Raw genomic sequence first — 19605 nt, 5'->3', positions numbered from 1 at the left:
TCTTTTAGCGCAGGGTCACCTGGCGGGACTTGATGTTTTCTAGCTGCTTGCGCTCATCGGCGCTCAACTGGGCATCATTAGAGATTTCTTCCTCCAAGGCCTTGTCCACGCGGGTGAGGTGGTCCTCATAAGAAGCGTGGTCAACCTCTGGATCCAAGTCGAAGACCGGAGCGATGAGACCGTGGGTGCGGAAAACACCGGCGAACTTGGTGCCCTCGTCCAAGTTCAGCTCGCCGCGGGCGGCGACGCGCGCCAGCGCGTTCAGGAACGCGGATTCATCGTCATTGGGGCGGACCCAACGGATGTGGGCCTTGCCGCCGCCGGCATTTGCCCAAAAGGCTGCACCAGTGATGTTCTCGCCCACCTGGTGAGACTCGATAACGGAATCATTTGCTGCGCGTAGCGACTGCGCAATCTGCGGGGTGACCTGTGCTCCCTCCGGAATCCACCATTCGAAGTCCTGGTGAAGCTGCACGTCGAGGGTAGCGGAGGCATCGATAAGCTCCTCCAGCTTCGGCTCCGAGCCGTCGGCCGCGGTGGATTCCAGGGTGGCGCCCGGCTCGTTATTCTTCACCCAGTTAAGGGCAAAGGCGAGGTCGCGGCCTGGGTTGTGGGTGTGGGACTGCACCTGCAGGCCTACGAAAGCATCTCCGCCAAATTCGGTGTCCCGAATAAGCGCGGCAGAAGCACCCGGCAGGACGGTGGCTACATACACGTTCTTATCGCAGCCTTTGACATCAAGCTTCGCAAAAGCGGAGGGGACGAACTCCTGCATGGCGACCAGGGAGGCCTCCGCAGCAAGTCCGCCGTAGGGGCGGGGATCCTTTTCCAGGGCGGCGCGTTCCTTGGCGCGGGCAGCGAGCTTTGCCTGGCGGCGGGACATGCCCTCAGGCAGCTGTTCCTTGTTCTTTTTCTTCTTGGCCATGCCTCCAAGATACCTGCTTACTAGAGCTCAATGGCATGCAGGGCCACTTCGGGCTGATTGGTGGCGAGCATATCTACCCCGTTCGCCCACGCCCACTTCATATCCTCCGGCTTGTCTACGGTCCACAGGTAGGTGGGCAATCCCTGCGCGCCGATAATTGCCGGCTGCAGCTTCGCGCGCAGCAACGATACGCCGAGCGCGGTGGGCTTGGACAGCATTAGATCGGGACGGTTGACGTGGCGCTCCCAATCGCGACGAAGATAAATCCGGTCCATGTGCGGCACCAAATTCTGCATGCGGCGGATGGCGTGGTGGGAAAAGGAAATGACGTGGATCCGAGGATCGTCAAAAAGCCCCGCATAACGCAAGCGCAGCACCGTTTGCTCCTCCAGGATGTCGCCCTGCCCGGAGGGGTGCTTAGTCTCGATATAAAGGTGGTGCGGTGTGCCCTCGAGTAGTTCCAAGAGTTCGTCGAGAAGCATCATGCGCTGGCCCGAACCGATGTCAACGCCACGCAATTCTTCCCAGTCCATCTTGGAAATGCGGCCGGGGCGCCCCGCGGTGCGGTCCAACGTGGGATCGTGCTGAACCACTACTTTTCCATCGCGCGTCAAGCGCACATCGCACTCGACGCCGTGAATTGGCAAATCTAGGGCTTTTTCAAAAGCTAGAGGGGATAGCTCCGGATATTTTCCGGAGTATCCCCTATGAGCGATAATCTTCACTAGCCGAAGAACTCTTCCTTGATGTCATTCAGGGTCTTAGCAGAAGCATCGAAACGCTCCTTTTCGTGCTCATTGAGATCCAGCTCAATCGCGCGCACGATGCCGGACCGGTTGATGATGGCAGCGGTGCCGATGTAGAGATCCTCTACTCCGTATTCACCCTGCAGGTAAGCAGATACTGGCAGCGCCACGTCCTGGTTCTGGATGACGGCGGCGGTGATACGGGCCAGGCCCATGCCGATGCCAAAGGACGTAGAGCCCTTAGCGTCAATGATGGAGTAGGCGGCATCGCGAGTGTCTTCGAAGATCTTCTCGATGCGCTCTGCATACTCCGGATCCGAGTCCAGCTTCTTGGACAACGGGACACCAGCGATATTCGCGGTGGAGACGGCCGGCAGCTCGGAATCGCCGTGCTCGCCCACGATGTAGGCGTGTACGGACTTCGGTGCAACATCTTCCAGCTCGCCCAGCATGTAGCGGAAACGAGCGGAGTCCAGCACGGTGCCGGAGCCGATGACGCGCTTGTGATCCAGGCCGGAAGCCTTCCATACGGCGTAGGTCAGGATGTCCACTGGGTTGGAGGCAACCAAGAAGATGCCATCAAAGTCATTCGCCATGACGTCAGAGACGATGCTGTTCATGATCTTGACGTTCTTGCCCACCAAATCCAGGCGGGTCTCGCCCGGCTTCTGTGCGGCACCGGCGCAGATGACGACCATATCGGCATCTGCGCAATCGGCGTAGGTGCCCTTGGTGACGCGGGTGCGGGTCGGGGCCCAGACAACACCGTGGTTGAGGTCCATGACGTTGCCTTCTAGCTTCTTTTCATCGATGTCGATGATTGCCAGGTGGTCAACGATGCTTTGGTTGATGAGAGCGAAAGCGTAAGCGACTCCCACATCGCCGGCGCCGATGAGAACTACTTTGTTTCCAACATGATTTGCCATGACCCTATTGTGCAACTTTGTGGAGATTTTTGCACGGGCTAAATCTCACACTGAAATTCCCACCGAAATCTGGGATAATCGGACATTATGAAACGCGCTCTCCGCCGCGCTGCACTAATCGCTCTTGGCGTAGCCGCGGATCTCACGCCCATCGTCCGTATGACCAGCCGGCAAACCTTACCGTCCAATATGTCGGCTGGAATTTTGGGTGCGGAATTAGCTACGTGGGCTGCTGTTTCGCCCTCCTTACTTCCCCGCCCGTGGTGGGTGACCGCCGCCAACGTGGCAATTGGTCAGGGCATTGGGCATCTTGGGGCGGCGTCGACAAGCTTTGTCCTCAATAGCATTGGCAAGCGCCCGCAGGACCGCCTCGGACCACAACATCGACAAATTGTGCACCTTGCTATTGGCGCTGGGACTGCATTTAATGCCGTGCTTTCGCTGCGCAACCAGAAAAAGCAGGCGGAGTTGGTCAATAAGCAACTCGTGCGTGGGCCCGCCACAGCGGCCATCGGCTTGGCCGCGGGCACTGCGGGCTACGGCGCTCTTCTACTCATCGGAGAAGCCACGCAGCTTGCCGTCACTAAACTGTCACGCCAGCTAGGCCGCTGGGTGCCTGCACTCATTGCTTGGCCGGTGGTTACCGCAGGTCTGAGTCTCACGGCGTTTGCGCTTTCTGATCGCGTGGTCTTTCGACGCTGGCTGCGCTCACTATCGCACCAAGCGCAGCGAATTAATAAACAGATTTTCCCCGGCACCTCTATGCCGTGGGAGCCGGAGCGCTCCGGCAGCCCGTGGTCGCTCGAGCCGTGGTCGGCGTTGGGACAGCAGGGACGCCGGTTTGTCTCCAATGGCCCCCGCGCCCGCGATATCCGCACAGTGACGGGAATCGATGCAAAGGAACCCATCCGCATCTACGCCGGATACATTCCAGGGCGCTCCTTCCAGCAATCCGCGGAAAAGATCCGCGCCGAACTCGAACGCACCGGTGCCCTGCGGCGAGAGACTATCGTCATCCAAATGCCCGCCGGCTCGGGGTGGATCAATAATTGGGGTGCTTGCTCTTATGAGTTTTTGACCGGCGGTGATTGCGTCACCGTCACCATGCAGTACTCCTACCTGCCTTCAGTTTTTTCCTACCTCGTAGATAAGAACGCACCGAAGCAGGCGGCTCGTGAATTGATTCGGGTCATACAAGAAGAAATAGATAAGCTGCCTAAAGAAAACCGCCCGCAGATTTATTTCGCAGGTGAATCACTTGGTGCCTACGCCATTATGGATAACTACCATAATGTGGAAGACCTACTTTCCGCGTGTAATGGCGCAGTTTTTTCCGGCCCCCCGCGCATGACGCACTTTACTCAGCGCCTGCGCCGGGATATTGGTTCCCTAGAACGCCTGCCCGTTATCGATGGCGGCAAGCATGTGCGCTACGCGGCGGCTCCTGACCATACGCTGCACGACGCCTTTGGCAATGACTACGCCCATACCTGGCGCCGACCCCGCATGCTCATTGCCCAGCATGCTTCCGACGCCATCGTGTGGTGGGATCTCAACCTTCTCGTGCGCAGGCCCACCTGGATTCATGAACCGCAGCCAGAAGCGCTGCACGCGGATACCTTCCGGCAGCTGCATTGGGTTCCGTTTATTACCTGGTGGCAAATTGGCTTGGACCAGATCAATTCCCTCAACGTCCCTGGCGGGCACGGACACAACTATTTTGAAGAAATGCTCTGGTATTGGGACGAGGTCTTAGGATCCCAATCCCGCCAATCGCTCACGCCGAAGTTAGCCAAGAAGATTGCCCGCTTTATTCGGCGCGACGCTTAGTCGCATTTCACCCCAGTACTGTGGTGCGGGCAGTACCCATTAGGCACCTTATATAAGTACTGCTGATGCTCATCCTCAGCCAGGTAGTACTCCCCAGAATCAGTTTCGGAGAGGAGTTTGACCTCCGTGGTGGTATCCCCGAATCCGAATTCCTTGAGTTTCTTCGCATAGGAATCCACGATGCCCTGGATTTCTGCGCGCTCTTCCTCCGTGCGTGGGTAGAAAGCAGAGCGGTATTGCGTTCCTACATCGTTGCCCTGGCGGAAGCCCTGCGTGGGATCGTGCGCTTCTAGGGCCTGTACGACAAGATCGCGCAGGCTGATGCGCTGCGGGTCATAGACCACCTCCACCGCCTCGGCATGGTTGGTTAGCCCACGGCACACCTCGTAGTACGTGGGATTTGGAGTGGTGCCGCCTGCATAACCCACCGAGGTGGATTCCACGCCTTCTGTCTCCCAAAACATCTTCTCCGCACCCCAGAAACATCCCAACGCAATAAGAATGGAGCGCTGCCCGTCCTTCCACGGCCCGGTAATCGGTGTTCCTAAAGCGGCGTGCGGGGCGGGGTCCAAGATCGGCTCCGTTCGTCCCGGCAGAGCATCGTCTGCAGCAACAAGTTTGGGCTCCGGCTTAAACATCCACATAAGGTATAGCTCCTTCCTTATTCCTTCTTCCCAACGTTGTACTGCGAAAAGCTATTCCGCGGCCAGTTAATATTCGCGCTAGTTCCACAATCCGAATTAATCATGGCGAAATCTTTCCACCGTGCCTATCATCGGGACACGTACCCGAAGAAAGGATTTAACAAATGGCTGTTTACGAACTTCCTGACCTCCCATACGCATTCGACGCACTGGAGCCACACATCTCCGCAGAGATCATGGAGCTCCACCACGATAAGCACCACGCAACCTACGTTGCTGGCGCTAACGCTGCACTCGAGGCACTCGAGGAAGAGCGCAACGGTGAGGCTAACCCGGATCGCATCCGCGCCCTCTCCAAGAACTTGGCGTTTAACCTGGGTGGCCACACCAACCACTCCATCTTCTGGAAGAACCTGTCCCCGAACGGTGGCGGCGAGCCAACCGGCGAGCTGGCAGAGGCCATCAACCGCGACTTCGGCTCCTTTGAGAAGTTCAAGGCTCACTTCTCCGCTGCTGCTACCTCCCTGCAGGGCTCCGGCTGGGCTGTTCTGGGCTACGACCACATTGCTGGCCGCCTCATCATCGAGCAGCTGACTGACCAGCAGGGTAATACCTCCATCAACTTCACCCCGCTGCTGATGCTGGATATGTGGGAGCACGCTTTCTACCTGCAGTACAAGAACGTTAAGGCTGACTACGTTAAGGCCGTATGGAACGTCTTCAACTGGGATGACGTTGCTGAGCGTTTCGCTGCAGCCACCAAGTAACTCCTTTTAGTTACTTCGGCCGCCCCTTCGGGGCGGCTTTTTCTATGCCCGGATAAATTCCCGGAATTGCTGCACTGGGGGCGCATCGTCCCCGGCGCGCCACACTAAACCGAGCTCGCGGTACGCTGGCGGCGTAAGGGGGATCAGGCTCCCCACCTGTAGATAAGGATCATCCAGCGGCAAAAGCGCCACCCCGAGTCCTGCCGCTACCAGCCCCGCAACGGTAGTAAGTTCCATCGATTCGAAGACGAGGTGGGGACTAAAGCCAGCGTCGTCTGCAAGGGCATCGAGAAGCATGCGCGTGCCATAGCCTGGGAGCATGCCGATGAACGGGTCTGCAGCAAATTCCGCTAGTCTCACCTCCCGCCGGTTCGCCGCCCAGTGGTCTTCCGGCACAGCAAGGCCTAGTCGCTGCACCTTAATCTGGTGCCAGCCCAGGGCTGCATCAGGCCGTGGGCCCACGAGGGCAAGGTCGGATTCGCCGTTTTCCACCCTGCTCACCAGCTCCTGCGCCGCACCTTGATGCAGACGAATATCTACGTGCGGGTGCTGCGCGCGATAGCTCTTGAGCAGGTCCGGAACTAGCCAGGTGCCCAGCGAATGCATGAAATCTAGGCGCACGGTGCCGCGTTCTGGATCCATGAGGCGGGCGACATCGTCCCGCCCTACCTGGTAGGCGCGGAGCATTTCCCGCCCAGCCGCGGCGAAGGCCCTCCCGCGCGAATTCACGTGCAGGGTGCGCCCAGTGCGCTCGAAAAGGCGGGCGCCAAGACTAGCTTCTACGCGCTGTACGCGGCGGGTCAGCGCGGATTGGGAGATTCCCAGTTCATCGGACGCAGCACCCACGCGACCTTGATCCACCACGGCGAGGAAGCCGCGGACATCCTCCACATTCATGCATGCTCCGCATCGTTTAGTGTATTTTTCCACATTTTACACATGCTGAATGTCCGGGCAGGCTAAATGATATGACTCGAACGCGGCGCGCAACGGTAGCCATGCTCCTTGTGGGCTTGGCTATATTCTCCAGCCTGTATTCCACCCAAGCCATTCTTCCCACGCTGGTACACAACATGGGCCTTTCTTCCACTGAAGCGGCCATGACCGTATCGGCCGCCACAGGCGCGCTGGCCCTATGCGTGGTGCCCGCATCGATTCTCTCCGAGCGTTTCGGCCGCGGACGTATCCTGCTCATTTCGGCCGTTGCCGCGACCGGCGTGGGGCTCATTGTTCCCCTCGCCCAGGAGGGGTGGCAGCTCATCGTGGTACGCGGCCTGCAGGGTGCGCTGCTGTCCGGCGCCCCCGCCACGGCAATGGCATGGCTTTCTGAAGAACTCGATGACAAAGCCCTGCCGCGGGCTATGGGCCTATACATTGCAGGCACCTCCGTCGGTGGCCTTACCGGCCGCCTCATTCCCACCGGACTGGTGGAGGTTTCCACGTGGCGCTGGGCGCTCTTCGGCTCGGCGCTGGTCTCACTCGCCTTTGCCATTACGTCTTGGCTGCTACTTCCTACCCAACGCAATTTCCGGCCCAAATCTATCCATCTCAAGACCGAAAGCCGGGCGCTTTTGGGCCATTGGGCCAACCGGGATTTAGCCTTGCTCTTTCTCACCGCATTCCTGTCCATGGGCACGTTTGTCTCCATGTATAACTTCTTAACCTTCCGGCTCATCGATGATTTTGGTCTGGCCCCTTCGCTAGCCGGCTTGGCCTTTTTGTTCTACCTCACCGGCACATGGTCCTCAGCGCGGGCAGGTTCCCTTGTCGCACGCATAGGCCATGGGAAAACCCTATTCGCCTCTGCCGTGCTTTTTGCCCTTGGCATCGCGCTGTGCGCCGGTAACCTTCCGCTGACGCTTCTGGGCATGATCGCCTTTACCGTGGGCTTTTTCGCCGTACACTCCACCGCCTCCGGGTGGGTTGGGCAAATTGCCACCCACGACCGCGCGGAGGCTTCTTCGATGTATGTGTTCTGCTATTACTTTGGCTCTTCTGTGGTGAGCGCATGTGCCGGCCTGCTTTTCGACGCCCTATCGTGGCCCCTCTTCATTGCCTTCTTCACCGCCGTAGCCCTCGCCCTTACTGCGCTGACTTGGACCAAGATTAAATCCGACTAAAATCGGTTTTATGCCTGAGAATAAGTGGTCGGCGCGGACATGGCACCGCAAGGCCTCCCGTCCCGTATCCCTATGGATGATGGTTTTCATCCTCGTGGGTGCAACGCATACCTTGGTCCCGAACTACCGGTGGGTACTCATCCACCTATTCACCCTCGGACTGGTGAGCAATAGCATCATCGTGTGGTCCCAGCACCTAACGGAGAAATTCACCCAACAGCGCCTCCCCGAATCCACTCGACCTACCCAATTGGCCCGCATCTATGGCCTCAATGCCGGAATCATCCTCGCGTTAATCGGTCAAATCCTCATGGAGTTCTGGTCCCAGCACTGGATTGTTACTCAGGTGGGCGCCACGCTCATTGCACTGATGATGCTCTGGCATGCGGCATCGCTCTTCCGGCAATGGCGCGGTGCCAAAGATAAGCGCTTCCGCCCCGTAGTGGGCGCTTATGTTCTTTCCGCTCTGTGCCTGCCGGTGGGCGCCATCTTTGGCGGGCTGCTGGCCGTCTATCCCGGCCATCCCACACTGCTACTCGCCCATATCGCCGCCAATATCGGCGGATTCATCGGCTTGGCCGCGGCCGGTTCTCTCACCATCCTTTTCCCTTCCATCTGGCGCACCCAAGGTATTAATCGCCACATGCAATCCTCCTTTGTGCTGCTCGCAATCGGTGTGGTTGCCACGATCGTGGGCGCTTTCCTCGGCTTCCCCGAGTTGGGACTTATCGCCTACTGCTGCGGTTGGGCGCTGAGCTTGCAGCAGTGGCTCGCTAATGTGCTGACGGTGGCTAAGGACCCGCGCGATCGCATCACCTTTTCCTCGGTCTCCGTGCTCATGGCCTCTTTATGGCTGGTGCTGTCTTTGGTGTACTACACGGTGCAGCATTTCTTTATGCCCGAGCCGGCGCTGCCCACCCTCGCCTTGCTGGTGGGGTTTGCCGGTCAACTGCTCATCGGTGTGATGAGCTACCTCCTGCCCAGCACCATGGGTGGCGGTCCCGCTGCCGTCCGAGCGGGCTTGCAACAACTGGACAAACTCGGCCTCCTGCGCGCCACCTTCGTCAACGGTGGGCTGCTCATCTGGATCGGCACCGATATTTCCCTGCTTAAGGTGGTCGCCTCCCTCTTGTGCATCCTGTCCCTGGCGGTCTACCCCGTGCTCATCGCCCGAGCGGTGAAGGCCCAGAAGCAGGTCTTGATGAAGAAGGCGGAGGGCCCGGATCCGAAGCCGGGGCCAGAGTGGAACCAGGTCTACGCGGGGATAGCGATTCTCGCGGTCATCTACGCCCTATTTACAGCGCTGTAGTACCCGGCGCGCCGGCGTCCATCCATTCGCGGACCGCGCGCGTGGCCTGAACGTCGCCGGAGTTATAGTCCAGCAAGCGCTGCCGCGCCACGAGGTCACCGGCTAGCGCCTCGCGGCGCGCGTTCACGGATTCTTCACCGTCGAAGTCTTCTTCTGGCCAGGTAAAACCCGCTTCCGGGGCGACTACCTTCAGGCCTAGACCGAAGGGGCCGGCGAAGGATCGTTTGACGTGGGCGAACATATCCACCCACTCCGGTGAGGAGATAAACTCTTCTACTTCCCGCTCATCTACCTCGCGGAAGCGCTGCGCGGACATGCGCATCCAATGGTTCTCACCGTGGGACGAGTAGCAATATGCAGCAAAGGTCTTGCCCGCCGCATGGGCTTGCGCACGCACATCCATCAACCAGCGCCAGAATGCCGCAAAGTTCTCTGCCTCGGCGCGGCCGCCCAACGGCTCCCACGTAACAAACGGGACGTAGTTACCGTCGTGCCATGCTCCCCATAGATACGCGCCCTGGTCCAGGTAGGCTTCCATATCCACGTCTACCTCCACGTCTGCGCGCGGGACCTGCACGCTGCCGCGGCGCAGCAACACTTCCCCGGTGCGCCAGGCAGCAGCAAGGCGGGAGGGCTCGCCCAGGTCGGCGTCGATAAGCGCCTGCACGGTAGTAATCCCGCGCTCGCGATAAGGCTTAGCGCGGTCGCCGGATAGGAAAAGCGAAATATCATCCGCCGCCACCAGCTCTTGCTCGCACAAAGACCAAAAGCGGCAGCTCGCGCACTCCTTGACTCGCACCGGGGCGGTAGGAAGCGGCTGATTCCAGGCGCGTTCCAGATCAAACTTGGCTGTTTCCGTAAAAAATGCCCGGGTGCGGTCCTGGCCGATGGCCCCGCCCCGGCCGGAATCAAGCCCGAGATCCCGCAAAGCACGGGCGGCAAACGCTAAGCGGTAACCATCTACCGCATGATGGCGCAGCTTATACGGCGCCTCGAGCGGCTCGCTCAGGCCCAAGCGATGGGTAGGCACCGCCGGCGTCGTCTTGGTGTCATTCTTGCGGGCCACACGGTGATTGGACACGATAATCGGGGTGTACTTATCGCCTTCGCGCAGAAGCAAATCTACGCGCACCATCCACTCCTCGGTGGCGAAGACCGCGTTGGTGATATGCGTATACCCGGAAGCTAAGGCCTCAAGGGTGCGCATGGAGCGCTCCCACTCATCGCCTTCCAGATCGATGCGGCGAAACCTGCCAGAGCCCTTGCGGGGAAACATCTCCATGACGGCCTCCACTGCAGCCGCGTGGCGCTCCGCCCGGGCAATCGAGGCATGGGTGCGCGGCATCTCGGGGTGCGCGCGCCGCTGTACTAAGCGGTAGCGGCACCCCACAAGGTCCGAAGCAACAACCACATCCTCCACACCGGGTGAGCTTAATAGAACGGCAAGGTAAAGTTGAATCCAGACTCGATCAAACGTGAGGGAAATTTAATGAGCATTCTGAAGAGAGTTAAAAAGGCCCGCCAAGAAGCACGCGCACAGGCAAAGGCCGCCAAGACCCGCGCCAAGGCAGAGGTAAAGGCCCAGTCTAAGGACCGCCGCCGCCAGCAAAAGCTCCTGGCCAGGCAGGAAAAGCGCCTCATTAAGTCGGAGGAAAAGGGCCTCAAGAAGCGCCGCAAGCATGAGGAGAAGATGGCCAAGAACGAGCTAGCCAAGCTCAAGGCCGGCCGCTTTAACTCCGATAACGTCAAGCGCTATGCCGGTGCACTGCGCACCGCCGCACCCCTGCTGCTACCGCTCCTCTACCGCGGCTACGTGGGCCTGAAGACCGAAGGCGAAAAGCGCAAGGCCGCTAAGGCGGGCGTGAGCTCGGAGCAGATGGCTTCCTTCTCCGGCTACGGTGCACCGCTCAAGGCCCGCACCGCCGGCATCCGCAACTCCCTCGATAACACGGACGTTCCAGCCGGCTTCAAGCGCGATGTGCGTGACCGCCTGCAAGAAGTAGACTCCGCCATCGATAATGCCGAGTTCATGACCGAGCAGCAGCGCCGCCGCGCTCACAAGACCATTAGCTCGGAAATTGACTCCATTACTGCGGAAATCCAGCAGCGCCTGGCCCAGTAAAAGAGCTACACGCCGCCACCGCCCCCTATTCGGTGGTGGCGTGTATTTATTTTCTATAAAGATCCGGGATTTTTCGGGAAAAGTATTTTCGGCCAGAAAAAGTTGCTGATAATCTTCTAACCGCCCTACCCCTTTAACACCGTTTATGCTCTCTGTGTTTGGTGTGCAATTTTTAAAATTGGAGGAAATATGTCCCGCCGTGAAGTGACCCAATTTTACGACGACTTGGACCACACCCTAATCCCCGAAGATCAGCTAGAAGTCGTTCGCTTCAGCGTAAACGGTCAAAATTACCTCATCGATCTCTCCGTGGATAACGCGCGTCACTTCCATAATCTTCTGGCCCCCTACGTGGACGCCGCCCGCATTGCCCCGGACATCAATGCACAGCGCGCCAATCCCAGTCAGATCCGCGAATGGGCCCGCGCCCAAGGGCTACCAGTGGCGCACCGCGGAAAAATCCCGCAGGACGTCATCGAGGCGTATAACGCCGCTAATTAAAGCACGCCCTGCTCGCGGGCGGCTGCCACCGCAGAGGTGCGCGAGCGCACACCCAATTTGTCATAAATGTGCACAAGGTGGGACTTTACCGTGGCCTCAGACAGCATGAGGTCTTGGCCAATCTGCCGGTTCGACGCCCCCGCTGCTACCAGCTGCAAGACCTCGAGCTCACGCGGCGTGAGCGAGGTGCGTGGCGTACGCACGCGAGTCATCAGCCTATCGGCCACGATGGGAGATAGCGCCGAATCACCCTCCGCAGTCGAGCGCACTGCGGACAGCAGCTCGTGCGGTGGTGCATCCTTGAGCAAATAGCCCACGGCACCGGCTTCGATAGCGCCGAGGATATCCGCATCAGTGTCATAGTTGGTAACCACGAGGACCTTGGGCGGGGTGGCCATCGCGGAGCGAATCTGCGCGGTTGCCTCCGCTCCACCCATAACGCGGGTCCCCTCCACGCCCGCGCCGAAGCGCAGGTCCATCAATATGACATCGATGCCGCCCGCCTGCGCTGCCGACACCGCAGCTTCGGCCGTAGCGACCTCCCCTACGACGTCGATATCCTCTGCGCCCTCAAGCACGGAGCGCAGACCCAGGCGGACGATTTCGTGGTCATCTGCCAATAGGACCCGAATCACGACATTCCTCCTATCGATGTCATTGTCAACCAAAAGTTTAATCTACCCGGTTGCCTAAGGGCATACTAACTGACACGGCCGTGCCCTCCCCCGGCGCGGATTCAATAATGACCTCCCCACCTAGCTCTTGTGCACGACGCCTAATTGCGGCCAGCCCAATATGCCCCAGTCCAGCCGGGGTACTTTCCACCGCGGCCGGATCAAAGCCCTTGCCGTTATCCACCACATCCAGGCGCACCTCATCACCCTCATAGGTCACCGTGATCCGGGCGCGGCTTGCCTCTGCATGCTTGACGACGTTCCCCACAGCGCCCTGCGCAATCCGCAGCAGCGCCGCCTCTACCTTCATGGGCAGCTGCTGTACCTCTCCTTCGGATTCCACCTCGACGTGGATATCTCCGGTAGCCCCAAAATTCTCCGCCATACGGGTCAACGCGGCCTCAAGGGATGCCTCATTGAGCGTCGGCGGCTGCAAAGCGGCAATCATTGCCCGCGCCTCGTGCAAATTATCCGCGGCCGTCCTGCGGGCCAGCTCGATGCGCTCTCGCGCTTTGCCCGCGTCCTGCTTATCCAGATCACGGTCCGCCGAATGCAGGAGCATTTGAATGGAAGACAGCCCCTGGGCAAGGGTATCATGAATCTCGTGCGCAATGCGCTGACGCTCGGCCACCATGCCGGCATCGCGCTCCGTGGCTGCCAGCTGCGAACGGGTTTCAATCAACTCTTTATTCATCCGCGACAGCGTCCGGAAGGCGTAGGTGATCGCTATGGTCACCAGCGCCGAGACCGCCGGCCCCATGACACCGCCGAAGGTCAGGCCCTGCGGAATCTGCACCACCACGGTGATGATCGCGGCAACGATGACGCACGCGATGCCCGCCGCCATGTCCAGCACCGTAAGGTACAAAAAGAACATGGCGAAGACCAGATAGATTGCCGCTGGGGCCACGAACAGATCCGCAACCCACAGCACCGAGAGTATACACAACCACAGGTAGCGCACAGGCTGGGCCCAATATTCCCCGTATACCGAGCCGGCGAAGTACACGGCCGCAAAGCCCACCAAAAGCAGCAGGTTGATGATCGCTTGCGAAAGCGGCATCCGCGCGGAGGTAAAAATGCCCACCACCAGCAGGCCAGCGGTCAGGATATGGATGCCGGTGCGCAACGCATCGGTATCCCGGTCTATTGTGGAGCTCATGCGCAAAAGCCTACTTCCCCTACTCGCTCTAGCCACTTTTGGGATCGCCGGCTGCGATTCATCCGCACCCACCCCTGCACCAACTACTACGGTCGCTCCGGAGGTTTCGGAGGCACCGGAGGTTAACGTCGCCCAAACCGCGGAAGTCAATGACTGGAGCGATTGCCCTTACATCGGCCCCGGCTGGCTCGAAGAAACCAACGGCCAGCGCCTGACCAAGCAGGGCATCGACACGCGCTTTCCCACCCCGGCCTGCGTCTTTTGGTCCTACCAGGACGAGCCACAGGCCACCGTCATCGTGCGCGATATGCCCACGGTCGACGACGCCCGCGCCGCAGTGGATTGGGCCGCGCCTATCGACGCCACCGAACCGGCCTCCTTCGACGGCTGGGAAGGCGGCCGGGGCGTGGTCAATGAGCACGCCGTGTACGCCGTACAGAAGGACACGCACGCGGTGCTGGTGTGGAGCAACCAGCAACAAACCGTTAAGTCAGAGCAAATCGCCCACGAAGCGATCGCCAACTTGGGCCTTTAAACCGCGACGTCGTTATACGGCATCATCGGCGACAGCCACGGGAATACAACCTCCATAAGTAGGAAGAAGACTCCCACCGCAATAGCAATGGCCAAGACGACCTTCACCGGCGTCGGCCCCGGCAAGAGATTCCACAAAGCGCGATACATTATTTCTCCTCTTTTTCTACTTCCATAGCGTGCACAATCATGCGCTCCGCGTTGGAAAACTGCGGGTGGCACGTAGTCAAGGTCAAGATCTCGCGGCTCGGTTCGGCGTCCGACTCTGGCACGGGGTTGGTCACCGAGACGTCGCCAGGCGTCGTAATATGCCGACCAGCCACATGGGAATACTCCGGCGGAATTCCATTGAAACAGTCCGCCTGTTCGCCATCGATGGGCAATACGCGATAGGTAATTCGCTCCTTGTGCGTCTCCACCACGATGTCATCGCAGGTCTCTAGCTTGCCCAAGTCATTAAAGGGAGCTCCCTTGCCCACGCGGTGGCCTGCAACCGCAAAATTGCCCATCTCTCCCGGCATCTGGGAATCCACGTAGCGGCCCGGGCCGCGCAGCAGGTCATCTTCATTAGTGCCCTCAATAATGGCGAAACGGTAGTCAGAACCGAACGTGGGAATATAAAGCTGCGCGAACGCCTCACCCAACTCCGGCTCTAGCTTCTGCCGGGGATTTCGCCATTGCTCTTCGAGGTGGGCGCTCGCCTCCTCTTGCAGCTGACCGGATTCTACATTTGTCCAATAGGCTTCATAGAATGCAAAGAGTAAAAGAACCACGCCAATGGTTAGCATGAGTTCCCCAAGAACTTTAGTCATGCCTTAAACCATACTGCCCATGAAAGGTTAAGCATGTACGAAGTCTTCATGTACCCAGTTTCCGGAATCATGAAGTTCTGGCACTGGCTCATCAGCAGCTTCGTCGGTGAATCTACGGCCTGGCTGATTTCCATCATCTTGCTGGTTATCACCGTGCGCGGCATCGTTGTTCCCCTGAACTGGATTTCCGTACGCTCCGCCCGTATCGGCGCACTCATCCGCCCGGAGAATAACCGCATCAAAAAGCAGATGAATAACGCCACCACCACCGAGGAGATGGCGAAGCTCATGCAAGAGGAAAAGAACCTCATGAAGAGTTATAACTACAACCCCGCAGCTGGTTGTTTTCCCCCGCTCATCATGATTCCGGCCTTCATCGGCCTTTATCAAGTGCTCCTGCGCATGTCCAATATTGAGAGCGGCTCCACCACCGTGGGCATGTTGAATGCCTCCGATGTTTCGGCCTTCCGCGAAACCACCTTCTACGGCGCTCCGCTGACGGATTTCGCCCGCGAGCACGGCGACCTCATCAACCCCATCCTCATTGCCGCCATCGCCTTTACCATGGCTAATTCCGTCATTTCCCTCGTGCGCAGTTTCCGCACCACTCAATTTGATCAGAAGGTCAACCGCCGCGTCTTCATACTCATGGGCTTTTTGCTGTTGGTAATCCCTTTCTTCCTGTGGCACCTAGCCCAAACCGGACCTATCCCAGTAGCAATCATTCTTTACTGGGGCTGCGCCTATCTCTTCACGCTGATCCAAACCGCTATCTTTGAGATCATTTTGCACCGCGACTACCCGCTTACTGAGGATGTCCACGCTATGCGCCGCGAAAGCATTCGCCGCTGGCGCAAGCGCGAAAAAGAACCCGCCCTCTCAAAGGAGGAGAAGAAGCGGGTCAACCAGCTACGTATGGAGGCGCGAAAGTACCTTAAATCGAATAATCAGCAGGGGGAGCAGAAAGCATCTGAGTAGCCAGGTCGCGGGCCGTCTGCAGCGGCCCAATCTCCTTGGTAAGCCGAGCACCCGCACGGCCGCCATCCAAGAGAATCAACAGCTGGCTCGCCTGCGAGGACGATGGGTAACCATTGCGCTCAGTTAGCAAGGCCGTCAGAGTGGAATGCACCCAATTACGGTGTTCAACGCAGGCAGCCACGATACCGTGTTCCGCCTCGGTTTCAGGACGCGGATACTCTCCTGCCGCATTCAAGAAGTGGGAGCCGCGGAATTCCTGCGTGGGTTCTTCCTCGATCGCCTTATCAAAAAAGGCCAGGATCTTTTGATCCGGATCCGTCATCTCCGCAGTACGCTGTTCCCAATCTTGGCGGAACTTCTCATCCAAAGCTTCTACATAAGCGATAACGAGCGCGTCTTTGGAACCAAATAAGGAGTACAAAGAAGCTTTAGCCACATCTGCCTCGCGTAGGATGCGGTCAATTCCGATAACGCGAATGCCCTCGGTGGTAAAAAGCTTGGTCGCCGATTCCAGCAGCCGGCTGCGCGGGCTGGGCCGATTACGGCGCGACTTCTTCTCTGCCATGGGTTCCTCTCTAAAACGACAAAGCCGGTTCATCTATACTTTATAGACAAACCGGTTTGTACGCGAATTAAATTCGGGCTACTTCTTGATGAGCCCCACGATCCACAACAGGATACAAGCACCACCCGTAGCGGCAATCAAGGAGAAGATCCATCCACCTTCCTCAATGTTCAGGAAGTGGATAATCATGCCACCGATGACGCCACCCAGCACACCAACAATAAGGTTGGTCAGCAGGCCGTGATCGCGCTTCATAATCTTCTCTGCCAGCCAGCCGGCAATGATACCAATAACAATCGAGCTAATAAGCCCCAGACCCAAATTCATGCAATCCTCCTAAAATAGCGGGTATACCTTAGCGTACACGAGGGCACACTACCTAAGGCGACTCCACACAACAAGAGCGCTCCGCCCTTGTGGGCGAAGCGCTCTATGAACAGCAGCTTTTAGTCTTCCTCATCCGGACGGACAACCATCATCGGGCACGGTGCGGACTGCAACAGTGCGCGAGAGGTCGAGCCCAAGAGCATGCCTTTAAAGCCGCCACGACCGTGCGAACCAACAACCAATAGCTGCGCGCCTTCTGCAGCCTCGGTCAAGGCGCTCACTGGACGGTCACGGGTAATGAGCTTCTTTACCTCAACCTCCGGGTATTCTTCACGCGGCTCCTTCAGATTTTCGGTCAGAAGCTCGCTCTGCTCCTTTTCGATATCAGCCCACTCGGATTGGGCGGCCGACAGTCCCGCCAAGGAAGCCTGCACCTGCATATCCATCCAAGTATGCACGGCAATCAAAGCAGCACCGCGGGCCTGTGCCTCTCGGAATGCGTAAGAAGTAGCTTTCTGCGATACCTCGGAACCATCCACACCCACGACGACAGGGCCGTACTTGGTGGAGTCCGTAACATGATTATCCTCCCGAACGACGACCACCGGGCAAGAGGCGTGGGACACAACCGAAGCGGAGACAGAACCCATCACCATGCCGGACAGGCCACCCATGCCGCGGGAGCCCATGACGATCATGGTGACATCGTGCGACATTTCTAGCAGCATGTCGATCGGGGAGCCCTCGGCCACAGTGTGACCAATCTTCAGCTCTGGGGCTATCTCATGAGCGATGGTGCGAGCTTCCTCGATCTTCTCGAGCGTTTCGGCCTGCAAGTCGTCGAAAAGCTCCTTAGGCGGAACCATACCCTCTGCGTACAGGAACTGTGGCATGGTGTAGCTGGATGCGATCCGCAGTGGAATCTCGCGCTTCATAGCCGTATTGGCGGCCCAACGTACTGCATTCTTCGATGCATCCGAACCGTCAACGGCAACGACTACAATGTCTTCCTTAGCCATGATGTGTCCTTTCGGTGGTTATACCTTAATTGTAGTACGGATTAGCCTTGAGGGTTGACGGTTGCAGCCTCGGAATTCGACGGGAACATAACGGTGTACACAAACTCCAAGACGTTGCGAATTACGACGCCAATACCTTCAGAGAAAAAGGCAACAACCGGTTCAATGAGAGAGTTAAAATCCATGGACAAAACATTAATACATCGCCGAAAAGGTTTCACGCCTTTGCCGATTAAAGACGGGCTGAATCCAACCCGCGTGCGCACCTCCGAGGCAGGCATAACGGCCTGGGAATTTCTTAGTGCAGTCATTTCGGCACAACGCCACCGGCACCCCGACGACGACGCCTCGGCGCTCCAGGCTCGTTTCGACTCCGGCGAAGTAGTACTACGCAATCAAACCAAGCTTCGACCCGACTCCATATTAAGCAACGACGAGGACGTCTATTTCTATCGCATGCCGGCACCCGAAACACCGGTGCCTTACGACGTCCCCATCCTCTTCGAGGATGAACATATCCTCGTCGCAGATAAGCCACCGTTTATGGCAACCATGCCACGCGCACGCCACATCGTACAAACCGCTACAGTCCAACTACGGCGAATGACAGGTAACGACGAGCTTGCCCCAGCGCACCGCCTAGACAGACTTACCTCCGGAATTTTGCTATTCACCAAACATCGCGAGGTTCGCGGCGCCTACCAAACCCTCTTTGCGGAAAAGAAGGTACAAAAGACCTATCAGGCGATCGCCGAATACCGCCGCTTTCCGACGCCCCTCCAGTGGGCCTCCCACCTCATCAAAACCCCCGGCGAAATCCAAGGCCGCATAGGCGATGGAAGCCCCAATGCTTTTACCACTTTGGCCGCAGTAGAACTGATAAATAACGCCCCGTATGAAAAAATCCACGGCGCCCTGCCCCAATTAGGCAAATACACGCTTAAACCCACCACGGGCAAGACCCATCAATTGCGTCTCCACATGTGGCAAGCTGGAATACCCATCCTGGGTGATCCTGTCTATCCAGAAATCTATCCGGAGGACACGGAGGATATGCGGATCCCAATGCATCTCACGGCAACCCACATAGAATTTACTGACCCGCTTAGCGGGAACTACCGGGAATTCGAGTCCGCCCTGCCTCTCTACACGCACCGCCTAATCGACCACACATAGCCTTCATATTGTGTAGACCGTGAAACTGTCACGTGGCGAAAGGTAGAACCAAAGCGGGCGCTATTTACCAGTGGATAACGGAAAGTCGCCGGACCATACCTTGTGTGTAGATCCCAAAAAGAGCCTGCCGGGAACGGGGACACAACCAGTTGCGAGTCCTAAAGTGTGCTCCTGGGGCGCCTAATTCCTTTAAGTTTTAGCGACTACCAAGGGCGGCGGCATGCAGCTCGCCACATTAGAAATTTGCTTTTGGTCCATGCCGACGAGGCTAGCAAAACGTAAAAAGAGAAGGAGACGGTAGGTGGACCGTCTCCTTCCCTTCTGGATTATTGAGTTTTTTGTTGTTTGGTGTCGGCGGTGACTTACTCTCCCACAACCTCCCGGTTGCAGTACCATCAGCGTGTGCAGGCTTAGCTTCCGGGTTCGGAATGGGACCGGGCGTTTCCCTGCAGCTATTGACCACCGACA

General features: G+C 58.2%; 23 protein-coding genes and 1 rRNA gene. 9 read left to right on the top strand and 15 right to left on the bottom strand.

Annotated features, from left to right (window positions below):
- Window positions 1-4: 4 nt before the first annotated feature.
- The 3 genes from QP934_RS07965 to QP934_RS07955 are packed head-to-tail and all read right to left on the bottom strand — an operon-like array spanning window position 5 to window position 2597.
- Window positions 5-925 carry a DUF5926 family protein gene (locus QP934_RS07965; RefSeq protein ID WP_337888724.1) on the bottom strand — a complete coding sequence of 307 codons (921 nt, stop codon included), beginning with the start codon at window positions 923-925 and terminating at the stop codon, window positions 5-7.
- 20 nt (window positions 926-945) lie between these two features.
- Window positions 946-1650, bottom strand: a complete 705-nt coding sequence (locus QP934_RS07960; RefSeq protein ID WP_337888725.1) for a glycerophosphodiester phosphodiesterase family protein — start codon at window positions 1648-1650, stop codon at window positions 946-948.
- On the bottom strand, window positions 1650-2597 hold the full coding sequence (locus QP934_RS07955) for an L-lactate dehydrogenase (RefSeq protein ID WP_198492210.1): 948 nt from the start codon (window positions 2595-2597) through the stop codon (window positions 1650-1652). The genes QP934_RS07960 and QP934_RS07955 overlap by 1 nt, the downstream gene beginning before the upstream one ends.
- An 87-nt stretch (window positions 2598-2684) precedes the next feature.
- On the opposite strand from QP934_RS07955, the gene QP934_RS07950 reads away from it, so the two are divergent.
- Window positions 2685-4427 carry an alpha/beta-hydrolase family protein gene (locus tag QP934_RS07950; RefSeq protein WP_337888726.1) on the top strand — a complete coding sequence of 581 codons (1743 nt, stop codon included), beginning with the start codon at window positions 2685-2687 and terminating at the stop codon, window positions 4425-4427.
- On the opposite strand, the gene msrA is transcribed toward QP934_RS07950, so the two are convergent.
- A complete protein-coding gene (gene msrA, locus QP934_RS07945) occupies window positions 4424-5071 on the bottom strand; it encodes a peptide-methionine (S)-S-oxide reductase MsrA (RefSeq protein ID WP_419127249.1) in 648 nt (215 codons plus the stop codon). The two genes, QP934_RS07950 and msrA, sit on opposite strands and share 4 nt — an antisense overlap.
- 164 nt (window positions 5072-5235) lie before the next feature.
- On the opposite strand from msrA, the gene QP934_RS07940 reads away from it, so the two are divergent.
- Window positions 5236-5838, top strand: a complete 603-nt coding sequence (locus tag QP934_RS07940; protein ID WP_005325362.1) for a superoxide dismutase — start codon at window positions 5236-5238, stop codon at window positions 5836-5838.
- 42 nt (window positions 5839-5880) lie between these two features.
- Here QP934_RS07940 and QP934_RS07935 read toward each other — a convergent pair whose 3' ends face one another.
- A complete protein-coding gene (locus tag QP934_RS07935; protein WP_337888727.1) occupies window positions 5881-6735 on the bottom strand; it encodes a LysR family transcriptional regulator in 855 nt (284 codons plus the stop codon).
- Between the two features lie 71 nt (window positions 6736-6806).
- On the opposite strand from QP934_RS07935, the gene QP934_RS07930 reads away from it, so the two are divergent.
- Both QP934_RS07930 and QP934_RS07925 read left to right on the top strand, forming a co-directional pair.
- Window positions 6807-7958, top strand: coding sequence for an MFS transporter (locus QP934_RS07930; protein ID WP_419127248.1), 1152 nt, complete (start codon window positions 6807-6809; stop codon window positions 7956-7958).
- A gap of 10 nt (window positions 7959-7968) precedes the next feature.
- Window positions 7969-9267 (top strand): copper oxidase, encoded by a 1299-nt coding sequence (locus tag QP934_RS07925; protein WP_349821091.1) that lies wholly within the window; start codon window positions 7969-7971, stop codon window positions 9265-9267.
- On the opposite strand, the gene QP934_RS07920 is transcribed toward QP934_RS07925, so the two are convergent.
- Window positions 9254-10687, bottom strand: coding sequence for a TM0106 family RecB-like putative nuclease (locus tag QP934_RS07920; protein ID WP_419127247.1), 1434 nt, complete (start codon window positions 10685-10687; stop codon window positions 9254-9256). The genes QP934_RS07925 and QP934_RS07920 overlap by 14 nt on opposite strands.
- Window positions 10688-10756: 69 nt before the next feature.
- Here QP934_RS07920 and QP934_RS07915 point away from each other — a divergent pair, with 69 nt between their 5' ends.
- Both QP934_RS07915 and QP934_RS07910 read left to right on the top strand, forming a co-directional pair.
- Window positions 10757-11389: a DUF6474 family protein gene (locus QP934_RS07915; protein ID WP_419127246.1), complete on the top strand. Its 633-nt coding sequence runs from the start codon at window positions 10757-10759 to the stop codon at window positions 11387-11389.
- Between the two features lie 189 nt (window positions 11390-11578).
- A complete protein-coding gene (locus tag QP934_RS07910; RefSeq protein WP_049377504.1) occupies window positions 11579-11890 on the top strand; it encodes a histone-like nucleoid-structuring protein Lsr2 in 312 nt (103 codons plus the stop codon).
- Here the strand turns inward: QP934_RS07910 and QP934_RS07905 are convergent.
- Together QP934_RS07905 and QP934_RS07900 are read right to left on the bottom strand one after the other, a co-directional pair.
- Entirely contained in the window at window positions 11887-12525 is a 639-nt protein-coding gene (locus tag QP934_RS07905; RefSeq protein ID WP_040425341.1) for a LuxR C-terminal-related transcriptional regulator, read from the bottom strand. The two genes, QP934_RS07910 and QP934_RS07905, sit on opposite strands and share 4 nt — an antisense overlap.
- A 37-nt stretch (window positions 12526-12562) precedes the next feature.
- Window positions 12563-13726 (bottom strand): sensor histidine kinase, encoded by a 1164-nt coding sequence (locus QP934_RS07900; RefSeq protein WP_419127245.1) that lies wholly within the window; start codon window positions 13724-13726, stop codon window positions 12563-12565.
- Between QP934_RS07900 and QP934_RS07895 the strand changes: the two genes are divergently transcribed.
- On the top strand, window positions 13725-14261 hold the full coding sequence (locus QP934_RS07895; RefSeq protein WP_419127244.1) for a DUF2020 domain-containing protein: 537 nt from the start codon (window positions 13725-13727) through the stop codon (window positions 14259-14261). The two genes, QP934_RS07900 and QP934_RS07895, sit on opposite strands and share 2 nt — an antisense overlap.
- On the opposite strand, the gene QP934_RS07890 is transcribed toward QP934_RS07895, so the two are convergent.
- Both QP934_RS07890 and QP934_RS07885 read right to left on the bottom strand, forming a co-directional pair.
- Window positions 14258-14410: a hypothetical protein gene (locus QP934_RS07890; RefSeq protein ID WP_269954033.1), complete on the bottom strand. Its 153-nt coding sequence runs from the start codon at window positions 14408-14410 to the stop codon at window positions 14258-14260. The two genes, QP934_RS07895 and QP934_RS07890, sit on opposite strands and share 4 nt — an antisense overlap.
- A complete protein-coding gene (locus QP934_RS07885; RefSeq protein WP_284792009.1) occupies window positions 14410-15072 on the bottom strand; it encodes a class E sortase in 663 nt (220 codons plus the stop codon). The genes QP934_RS07890 and QP934_RS07885 overlap by 1 nt, the downstream gene beginning before the upstream one ends.
- A 33-nt stretch (window positions 15073-15105) precedes the next feature.
- Between QP934_RS07885 and yidC the strand changes: the two genes are divergently transcribed.
- Entirely contained in the window at window positions 15106-16050 is a 945-nt protein-coding gene (gene yidC / locus QP934_RS07880) for a membrane protein insertase YidC (protein ID WP_284792008.1), read from the top strand.
- Here the strand turns inward: yidC and QP934_RS07875 are convergent.
- The 4 genes from QP934_RS07875 to QP934_RS07860 all read right to left on the bottom strand — a co-directional run bounded on the left by QP934_RS07875 (window position 16007) and on the right by QP934_RS07860 (window position 18146).
- Window positions 16007-16615, bottom strand: a complete 609-nt coding sequence (locus tag QP934_RS07875) for a TetR/AcrR family transcriptional regulator (RefSeq protein WP_049377499.1) — start codon at window positions 16613-16615, stop codon at window positions 16007-16009. The two genes, yidC and QP934_RS07875, sit on opposite strands and share 44 nt — an antisense overlap.
- Before the next feature lie 78 nt (window positions 16616-16693).
- Window positions 16694-16942, bottom strand: coding sequence for a GlsB/YeaQ/YmgE family stress response membrane protein (locus tag QP934_RS07870; RefSeq protein WP_049377498.1), 249 nt, complete (start codon window positions 16940-16942; stop codon window positions 16694-16696).
- Window positions 16943-17061: 119 nt separating this feature from the next.
- Window positions 17062-17961, bottom strand: coding sequence for a universal stress protein (locus QP934_RS07865; protein ID WP_284792007.1), 900 nt, complete (start codon window positions 17959-17961; stop codon window positions 17062-17064).
- A gap of 41 nt (window positions 17962-18002) precedes the next feature.
- Window positions 18003-18146, bottom strand: coding sequence for a hypothetical protein (locus QP934_RS07860; protein WP_419127243.1), 144 nt, complete (start codon window positions 18144-18146; stop codon window positions 18003-18005).
- On the opposite strand from QP934_RS07860, the gene QP934_RS07855 reads away from it, so the two are divergent.
- On the top strand, window positions 18127-19137 hold the full coding sequence (locus QP934_RS07855; RefSeq protein ID WP_419127242.1) for a pseudouridine synthase: 1011 nt from the start codon (window positions 18127-18129) through the stop codon (window positions 19135-19137). The two genes, QP934_RS07860 and QP934_RS07855, sit on opposite strands and share 20 nt — an antisense overlap.
- Before the next feature lie 349 nt (window positions 19138-19486).
- Here QP934_RS07855 and rrf read toward each other — a convergent pair.
- Window positions 19487-19604 (bottom strand): 5S ribosomal RNA (rrf, locus tag QP934_RS07850).
- Window position 19605 lies beyond the last annotated feature (1 nt).

The sequence above is a fragment of the Corynebacterium sp. MSK122 genome, from assembly GCF_030229435.2.
Lineage (GTDB): Bacteria > Actinomycetota > Actinomycetes > Mycobacteriales > Mycobacteriaceae > Corynebacterium > Corynebacterium marquesiae.
Note: the sequence above shows the minus strand (reverse complement) of the source record. Positions and strands in the feature narration are given on the sequence as shown.

Coding starts and splice junctions, on each gene's coding strand:
- QP934_RS07965 (WP_337888724.1), bottom strand. CDS start 925: ATGGCCAAGAAGAAAAAGAACAAGGAACAGCTGCCTGAGGGCATGTCC.
- QP934_RS07955 (WP_198492210.1), bottom strand. CDS start 2,597: ATGGCAAATCATGTTGGAAACAAAGTAGTTCTCATCGGCGCCGGCGAT.
- QP934_RS07950 (WP_337888726.1), top strand. CDS start 2,685: ATGAAACGCGCTCTCCGCCGCGCTGCACTAATCGCTCTTGGCGTAGCC.
- msrA (WP_419127249.1), bottom strand. CDS start 5,071: ATGTGGATGTTTAAGCCGGAGCCCAAACTTGTTGCTGCAGACGATGCT.
- QP934_RS07940 (WP_005325362.1), top strand. CDS start 5,236: ATGGCTGTTTACGAACTTCCTGACCTCCCATACGCATTCGACGCACTG.
- QP934_RS07935 (WP_337888727.1), bottom strand. CDS start 6,735: ATGAATGTGGAGGATGTCCGCGGCTTCCTCGCCGTGGTGGATCAAGGT.
- QP934_RS07930 (WP_419127248.1), top strand. CDS start 6,807: ATGACTCGAACGCGGCGCGCAACGGTAGCCATGCTCCTTGTGGGCTTG.
- QP934_RS07925 (WP_349821091.1), top strand. CDS start 7,969: ATGCCTGAGAATAAGTGGTCGGCGCGGACATGGCACCGCAAGGCCTCC.
- QP934_RS07915 (WP_419127246.1), top strand. CDS start 10,757: ATGAGCATTCTGAAGAGAGTTAAAAAGGCCCGCCAAGAAGCACGCGCA.
- QP934_RS07910 (WP_049377504.1), top strand. CDS start 11,579: ATGTCCCGCCGTGAAGTGACCCAATTTTACGACGACTTGGACCACACC.
- QP934_RS07895 (WP_419127244.1), top strand. CDS start 13,725: ATGCGCAAAAGCCTACTTCCCCTACTCGCTCTAGCCACTTTTGGGATC.
- QP934_RS07900 (WP_419127245.1), bottom strand. CDS start 13,726: ATGAGCTCCACAATAGACCGGGATACCGATGCGTTGCGCACCGGCATC.
- QP934_RS07890 (WP_269954033.1), bottom strand. CDS start 14,410: ATGTATCGCGCTTTGTGGAATCTCTTGCCGGGGCCGACGCCGGTGAAG.
- QP934_RS07885 (WP_284792009.1), bottom strand. CDS start 15,072: ATGACTAAAGTTCTTGGGGAACTCATGCTAACCATTGGCGTGGTTCTT.
- yidC (WP_284792008.1), top strand. CDS start 15,106: ATGTACGAAGTCTTCATGTACCCAGTTTCCGGAATCATGAAGTTCTGG.
- QP934_RS07875 (WP_049377499.1), bottom strand. CDS start 16,615: ATGGCAGAGAAGAAGTCGCGCCGTAATCGGCCCAGCCCGCGCAGCCGG.
- QP934_RS07870 (WP_049377498.1), bottom strand. CDS start 16,942: ATGAATTTGGGTCTGGGGCTTATTAGCTCGATTGTTATTGGTATCATT.
- QP934_RS07865 (WP_284792007.1), bottom strand. CDS start 17,961: ATGGCTAAGGAAGACATTGTAGTCGTTGCCGTTGACGGTTCGGATGCA.
- QP934_RS07855 (WP_419127242.1), top strand. CDS start 18,127: ATGAGAGAGTTAAAATCCATGGACAAAACATTAATACATCGCCGAAAA.
- QP934_RS07860 (WP_419127243.1), bottom strand. CDS start 18,146: ATGGATTTTAACTCTCTCATTGAACCGGTTGTTGCCTTTTTCTCTGAA.